Below are 6,619 nucleotides of genomic sequence, written 5' to 3'. Positions count from 1 at the left end.
GGCTCTCCCGGGACTGGACGGCCGGGCGGGCGGCCGGCTCGGATCCGGCACGACCTCCAGCGCCTCGCGGGCGGGGGGCTGCACGATCTGCGGGGCCACGTCCTGGGCCGGTCCGGTGGCCTCCGGACGCGGGGAGGGAACGGGTCCGGGCGCCACCGAGACGCATCCGGAGGCGGCGGTGACCGCTAACCCGACCAGGAGGTTCGCGGTGATTCTGTTTCTCTGCACCCGGGCAACTCTGCGGCCCGGCCTGGCCTCGGCGGGCGCGGTGGGGCGGGAATGGCCCGCACGAGTGACCCGGTCAGCACAGCGCCCCGCACCGCGCTGCCGGGGGACGGCGCCACCGGCGTCCGGCCGCACGCGCCGGTGGCACGGGGGCGGTCAGACCCCGGTGGCGCCGTCCACGCGCTCGCGCACCAGATCGGCGTGGCCGTTGTGCCGGGCGTACTCCTCGATCATGTGCGTGTATACCCAGCGCAGATTGAACGGTTTGCCCGCCGAGCCCACGCCCTTGGAGAAGTCGTCCAGCCCGAACGCGGCGGCGCTCCTGCGCGCGGCCGCCGTCTCCGCCAGCCAGACGGCCTCCGTCTCGGCCCAGGTGGCGGTCTCCGACACCTTGAAGTCCGCGTCCGGGTCCTCCTCGGTGGAGTAGAGGTCCGGCAGCTCCTCACCCGCCAGGATCTCGCGGAACCAGAAGCGCTCCACCTCCGCCAGATGCTGGACGAGGCCGAGCAGGGTGAACGCGGAGGGCGGCACGGACGCCTCGCGCAGCTGCGCGTCGTCAAGACCCGCGCACTTCACCAGGAGCGTCTCGCGGTGGTAGTCCAGCCAGCCCTCCAGCATGGGGCGTTCGGCGGCGTCGATGGCGGGTTCGGGGCGTTCGGGAAAAGTCATGAGGAGCAAGATGGCCCATGATCATGGGGCTGGCCAGGGGTTTTGTGAACGCACCGGCGGCAGGGGTCGAGGCGGCGGCGACGTATGCTGCCGGGGCGCGAAGAGCCGCGCACAGCGGCGCGAACAGTCGCGCACTGCGGCACGGTACGGCACGGCGACAGGGAGACCTCGTGAAGATCGGTTGCATCGGGCTCGGCGATATCGCGCAGAAGGCGTACCTGCCGGTGCTCACCGCCATACCGGGGGTCGAACCGCACCTGCAGACCCGTACCCCCGCCACGCTCCACGCGGTCGGCGACGCCCACCGCGTTCCGGCCGAGGGCCGTCACGAGACCCTCGACTCCCTCCTCGACGCGGGGCTGGACGCGGCGTTCGTGCACGCCCCGACCGCCGTCCACCCGCAGATCGTGGAACGCCTCCTCGACGCCGGTGTCGCCACCTATGTCGACAAGCCGATCGCCTACGAGTACGCCGAGTCGGAACGGCTGGTGAAGCTCGCCGAGGAGCGCGGCGTCAGCCTCGCCGTCGGCTTCAACCGCCGCTTCGCCCCGGGCTACTCGCAGTGCGCGGAGCACCCGCGCGAGCTGATCCTCATGCAGAAGAACCGGGTCGGCCTGCCCGAGGACCCCCGGACGATGATCCTCGACGACTTCATCCACGTCGTCGACACCCTGCGGTTCCTGGCCCCCGGCACCGTCGACCACACCACCGTGCGGGCCCGGATCGTGGACGGCCTGATGCACCACGTGGTGCTCCAGCTGTCCGGTGACGGCTTCACCGCGATCGGCATGATGAACCGGCTGAACGGGTCGACCGAGGAGATCCTCGAAGTCTCCGGCCAGGACACCAAACGCCAGGTCCTCAACCTCGCGGACATCGTCGACCACAAGGGCCAGCCGTCGGTGCGGCGGCGCGGCGACTGGGTGCCCGTGGCCCGGCAGCGCGGCATCGAGGCCTGTGTGCACGCCTTCCTCGACGCCGTGCGCCGGGGTGAGACGCTCAGTGCCCGGGACGCCCTGGCGACCCATGAGCTGTGTGAGCGGGTGGTCCGGGAGGCCTTGGAGCAGGCCTCCTGAGCGCCCGTAGCCCCTCGACGGCGCACAGCGCGGCGAGCGCCGCGAACGCCCCGTACACCGGCCAGTCGCCGAGCCGGCCGTAGAGCGTCTGCCCGCGGGCCAGCGGCAGGTCGAACACCTCCGCCGCGCTCGCGTCCGTGCCCAGCGGGCGGCCCACCCGCTCGCCCCCGGGCCCGTACGCCGCACTGATCCCGGTGAGCGTCGAATGGACCATCGGGCGGCCGTTCTCGGCGGCCCGCAGCGCCCCCAGTGACGCGTGCTGGGCCGGGGCCCAGCTGTCCTGGAACGTCGAGGTGGCGGACTGGGCGACGAGCACCTGCGCACCGTCGCGCACCAGCCTGCGGCTCATGTCGGGGAACGCCGTCTCGAAGCAGACCAGCGGGCCGATCCGCAGCCCCCGCGCCCCGTCCGGCAGGGACATCACCACCTGCCGGTAGCCGCGCAGCCGGTCCTCGCCCGCCGCCTTGCCCACGGAGGTCGCCCACCCCAGCAGGGAACGGGCCGGGACGTACTCGCCGAACGGGACAAGCCGCATCTTGTCGTAGCGGTCCCCGGTCGGCCCGCCGGGACCGACGAGCACCGCCGACTTGAAGATCCCCGACCGCCCCGAACCGTCCGTCTGCCGGGCGTCCACATTGACCAGCAGATCCGCGCCGACCCGGCGGGACAGCTCCGCCAGCCGCCGCGCGGTCTCCGGGCGCTCCCACGCCCCCGCCCCGATGCTGCTCTCGCCCCACACCACCAGGTCCACGTCCCGGCCCGCCAGCGAACGGGTCAGCTCCTCGCCCCGGTCGAGGCGGCGCGCCACGCTCCCCGGCCCCTCCACGATGCCCGGCTGTACGACGGCGATCCGGACCGTGCCGGCGCTCGAAGGCCGGGGCGCCCAGGCCCACATCGCCGTGACGGACAGGACGCACATCAGGAGCACGACCCCGGCGGCCGTACGGGCGCGGGGTGCGGCGATCAGCAGTGCCAGGCCGGTGTTCACCGCGAGCACCAGCAGACTCACCAGCCACACCCCGCCCACCGAGGCGACCCGCAGGGCGGGGGCGACCTCCCACTGACTGGTGCCGAGGAGCCCCCAGGGCCCTCCGAGCCCCTCCCAGGACCGGACCAGCTCGATCATCAGCCACCCGGAGGGCACGACGACCACGGCGGCCACGGCCCGCAGCGCGGAGGGAGCCCCGCCGAGCAGCCGGGAGACCAGCAGCCCCCAGGGGGCCCAGAGCAGCCCGAGCAGGGCCGCCAGCAGCACGATGAAGACATGGAGGCTCGGCATCAGCCAGTGGTGCACGGCGATGACGAACCCGATCCCGCCGATCCACCCGTCCAGCGCCGCCCGGCGCGGCGAACGCGCGGTGCGGATCAGCAGCAGCCAGGGGACCAGCGCCACGTAGGCGAACCACCAGAGCCCGGGTGCGGGAAAGGCGAGCGCGGGCAGCGCCCCGGCGAGCAGGGCCGCAGCGCCCCGGACCCAGGGGGACGAGAGCGGCCCCGTGCCGGTGGAGTCCCGGCCGCCTGCCGCCGGGCCGCCGCCTGAGGAGCCGTCCCCGGTGGAGCCGTCTCCTGCGGTGCTGTCCCCGGACGCGCTGCCGCCGGGGGCGCTGCCTTCCGAGGCGTCGGCTGTGTTCCGGCCGACCGGGAGACGTCCGCCCGGAATTCGCATGCCGTGCCCTCCTCGGTCGTGCGCGGGCGGGCGGACCGCCGTCACCGCGTCGGCCGTCACCGCGACGACCCCTGGGTACCCAGTGTGTCGACCCCTGCGTACCCAGTGTGGGTGAGGTGATCCCCACCGGACACAGGGCGCGGGCCGAGCGGGGCACGGGACGGGCGGACCCGGCGGCCCTGGGGGCGGCGACGGCGGTGGGACTGCGGTGCGACGGCAGGCCCCGCGGGCCCCGCGGGCCCGGCGTCCGGGGTCTGTGCGGGGGCCCGCGCGTTCGACGTCCGGGCGTTCTGGGTCAGGTGCCCGGCGTGGGTCCGGTGCTTACGCGTCCGGGGCGTGGAGGTGACCTACGTGCCCGGCGCCCGGCGCCACTTCTCGTGGACGGTGACCGTCCGGATCAGCCAGCCCGCCTCGGCGCGGTGCAGCTCGAAGGTGTAGCGGCCGCCGGTCACGAAGTCGGGTGTGGCACCGCCGGGCGGCGCGGAATCCGGCTGCCCCACAGCGTCCGCGCCCGAGCCGCTCGCCGCCTTCCGGGCCAGGCACATCGGGTTGAGGTAGTCGGCCCGCACCTCGGCCCGGTCGCCCGTGTAGCCGCCCAGGTCCTCCAGGTCGATCCGGCGGTTGACGATCAGGTGCTGGCGTACGGGGAAGAGGCGCATCGTCTCCTCAAGCCACCGGGCGATCTCCTCGGCCGGGCCCTCCACGCCGCCCGCGCGCCGGTAGTCCGCGCGGCCGTCCGGGGTGAACAGGGCGCCGTAGTCCGACCAGGCCCCGTCGTCGACGGCCACCGCGTACCCGGTGATCACCGCATCGATGGCCAGCCGGTCCATCACGGTCGCGAGCGCCACACGCTGTGTCATCGGTCAAGTCTCGGTCAAGCGGCCCGCCAGGCCAAGAGGCCTGCGTCGACCGGGCGCGCGGATCGCCGGCTCAGCAGGGGACGACGGCGACCGGTCCCAGCGCGTGCGTGACCGCCGTCTGGGCCACCGGGGACAGCCCGAGGCCCAACGACTCGCCGCCCTTGCGACGGCCGATCACCGTCAGGGCCGCCGTCGCCGACGCGGTCACCAGGGTGCGCGAGGCGGAACCGTTGAGCGGCTCCCGGACGATCTCCACCTGCGGGTACTTCTCGTGCCAGCCCGAGGTCAGCTCGGCCAGCGTCCGGGCCGCCGAGCCCGCCGCCTCCTGCCGGTCCAGGACCGGGCCGCCCGCGAGCATCGAGGAGAACATCGTCCAGCCGTGGACGATCCGCAGCCGGGCGCCCGGCCGGGAGGCCGCGGTGGCGAAGGCGAACTCCAGGACCGCCTCGCTGCTCTCGTCGGCGGCCACCCCCGCCACGATGTCGGTGAAGGCCGCCGCGTCCGCGCACCGGTCGTCGTCCCCCTCCGGGCGGTCGTCCTGCACGACGACGACGGGACAGCTCGCCATCGACGCGGTGGCGAGGCTGTTGGAACCGATCATCAGCGAGCGGAAACCGCCGAGCCCGCGCGATCCGACCACGATCATCGACGCGTCCCGGCCCAGCGAGACCAGCGCCGCCGACGGGAAGTCCAGCGGGGCCAGCGTGGAGGGCCGCAGCTCCGGGGCGATGAGCGCGCTGCGCCGTACGGACTCGGCGAGGAGCGTCTCCGCCTCGCGCCGCCCGGTCTCCTCGTCGACCTGCCGGGTGAGCGGGCGGACGTGGACGATCAGCAGCGGCAGTCCGCGCCGCGCGGCTTCGCGGGTGGCCCAGTCCAGCGCCTGCCGGCTGTGCGTGGAGCCGTCGACGGCGGCGATCACGGGAAGATCGTTGGTGGTCATGCCTCCGAGCGTACGTCGCCGGGCCGACCGCTCTCACCCGTGGTGGCGGCCGGCTCCCGCAGGCGCCGGTGGACGGCTCCTCGGCCGTGTCAGTCGTGGTTGTGGGTGGAGGAGGTGTCCTCCGGAGGCTGGCTGCGGCCGCCGTCGCTGCCGCTGGCCACGACCGCGACCAGGGCCGCCACGATCGCCGCCGCCGCGAGCCGGCCGCCCAGCCGCAGCGCCCAGCCCGTACGGGCCTTGGCGGTCGCCCCGGGCCGGCCGGGCAGCTTCTCGGAGCGGCGGGCGGGCCGCATCAGGCGCAGGAGCAGCAGCGCGGCGATCGGGAGCTGGAGCAGCCAGACGCTGGTGCGGAACCAGCCGTCGTACCAGACGTTGGTCCCGTACAGCAGGGTGTGCCAGACGCTCAGGATGTAGACGACGATCACGAAGCGGTGCAGGACCCGCCAGGTCTTGGGGCCGATGCGGTGGCGTACGTAGAAGAGCAGGCCCAGCGGGATCGCGAGGTACAGGGCCGCCTGGCCGATGGGCATGGCGATCCGTCCGGTCCCCGAGTCGTAGCCGCCGGGGACGAAGGTCTCCACGAATGCGGTGGCGACCGCGGAGTTCCAGGATGCCGTGTCGTGCCGGACCAACTCGGCTGCGAAGAGGAGGGCGTGGGCCGCGATCAGGGCCATGGTGTTGAGGCTGGTGGTGCGGTGCAGACGTTCCAGCCGGGGGCCGGACAGCGGCAGGCGGCTCGGGCGCGGTCCGGACAGCATCAGCCCGAGGATGACCGTGCCCCAGGCCCAGAGCAGGGCGGACCAGCCGAACGCCTGGCTGAGGAAGTACATCCAGAAGCCGCCCGCGTCCGCCATGAACGGCATCACGGTGACCGTGGAGGAGGTCTTGTTGCGGATGCGTATGTAGAGCAGGACGAAGACCGCCGCGGTGATGAGGAGCGCCACAAGACCGTCGGGCCACGAGGCCCGCAGATCGGAGCGGAGCGTCGGCCGCCTCGGCTCTCCCGCCCGGCGGGGGCCGGGGACCTGGCCGCCGCCGTCGGGTGCGGTGCCCTCGGCGGTCGTGGTCGTGGCCGTGACGGCTTCTGACCCGCCTTCGGATCCGGTGCCGGGGGCCGGACAGCGGCAGGCGGCTCGGGCGCGGTCCGGACAGCATCAGCCCGAGGATGACCGTGCCCCAGGCC

General features: G+C 74.1%; 6 protein-coding genes and 1 pseudogene. 1 reads left to right on the top strand and 6 read right to left on the bottom strand.

Features of this window, described 5'->3' with window-relative positions:
• Positions 1–228 (bottom strand): annotated as a pseudogene (locus JS521_RS32595) (hypothetical protein); the annotation flags it as partial.
• A gap of 153 nt (positions 229–381) precedes the next feature.
• Positions 382–894 (bottom strand): DinB family protein, encoded by a 513-nt coding sequence (locus JS521_RS32590; protein WP_205086505.1) that lies wholly within the window; start codon positions 892–894, stop codon positions 382–384.
• Between the two features lie 170 nt (positions 895–1,064).
• Here JS521_RS32590 and JS521_RS32585 point away from each other — a divergent pair, with 170 nt between their 5' ends.
• Positions 1,065–1,970, top strand: coding sequence for a Gfo/Idh/MocA family protein (locus JS521_RS32585; RefSeq protein WP_205086504.1), 906 nt, complete (start codon positions 1,065–1,067; stop codon positions 1,968–1,970).
• Here JS521_RS32585 and lnt read toward each other — a convergent pair.
• The 4 genes from lnt to JS521_RS32565 form a co-directional block, all read right to left on the bottom strand.
• Entirely contained in the window at positions 1,894–3,636 is a 1,743-nt protein-coding gene (gene lnt / locus JS521_RS32580) for an apolipoprotein N-acyltransferase (RefSeq protein WP_205086503.1), read from the bottom strand. The two genes, JS521_RS32585 and lnt, sit on opposite strands and share 77 nt — an antisense overlap.
• 347 nt (positions 3,637–3,983) lie before the next feature.
• Positions 3,984–4,496, bottom strand: a complete 513-nt coding sequence (locus JS521_RS32575) for a nuclear transport factor 2 family protein (protein WP_205086502.1) — start codon at positions 4,494–4,496, stop codon at positions 3,984–3,986.
• 70 nt (positions 4,497–4,566) lie between these two features.
• Positions 4,567–5,436: a universal stress protein gene (locus JS521_RS32570; protein ID WP_205086501.1), complete on the bottom strand. Its 870-nt coding sequence runs from the start codon at positions 5,434–5,436 to the stop codon at positions 4,567–4,569.
• A gap of 89 nt (positions 5,437–5,525) precedes the next feature.
• A complete protein-coding gene (locus JS521_RS32565) occupies positions 5,526–6,380 on the bottom strand; it encodes a ferric reductase-like transmembrane domain-containing protein (protein ID WP_205086500.1) in 855 nt (284 codons plus the stop codon).
• Positions 6,381–6,619 lie beyond the last annotated feature (239 nt).

Source organism: Streptomyces durocortorensis, from assembly GCF_016901035.1.
Taxonomy (GTDB): Bacteria; Actinomycetota; Actinomycetes; order Streptomycetales; family Streptomycetaceae; genus Streptomyces; species Streptomyces durocortorensis.
Note: the sequence above shows the minus strand (reverse complement) of the source record. Positions and strands in the feature narration are given on the sequence as shown.

What these genes read in the sequence shown, in the direction of transcription:
- JS521_RS32590 (WP_205086505.1), bottom strand. Translation starts at nt 894, where the DNA reads ATGACTTTTCCCGAACGCCCCGAACCCGCCATCGACGCCGCCGAACGC.
- lnt (WP_205086503.1), bottom strand. Translation starts at nt 3,636, where the DNA reads ATGCGAATTCCGGGCGGACGTCTCCCGGTCGGCCGGAACACAGCCGAC.
- JS521_RS32575 (WP_205086502.1), bottom strand. Translation starts at nt 4,496, where the DNA reads ATGACACAGCGTGTGGCGCTCGCGACCGTGATGGACCGGCTGGCCATC.
- JS521_RS32570 (WP_205086501.1), bottom strand. Translation starts at nt 5,436, where the DNA reads ATGACCACCAACGATCTTCCCGTGATCGCCGCCGTCGACGGCTCCACG.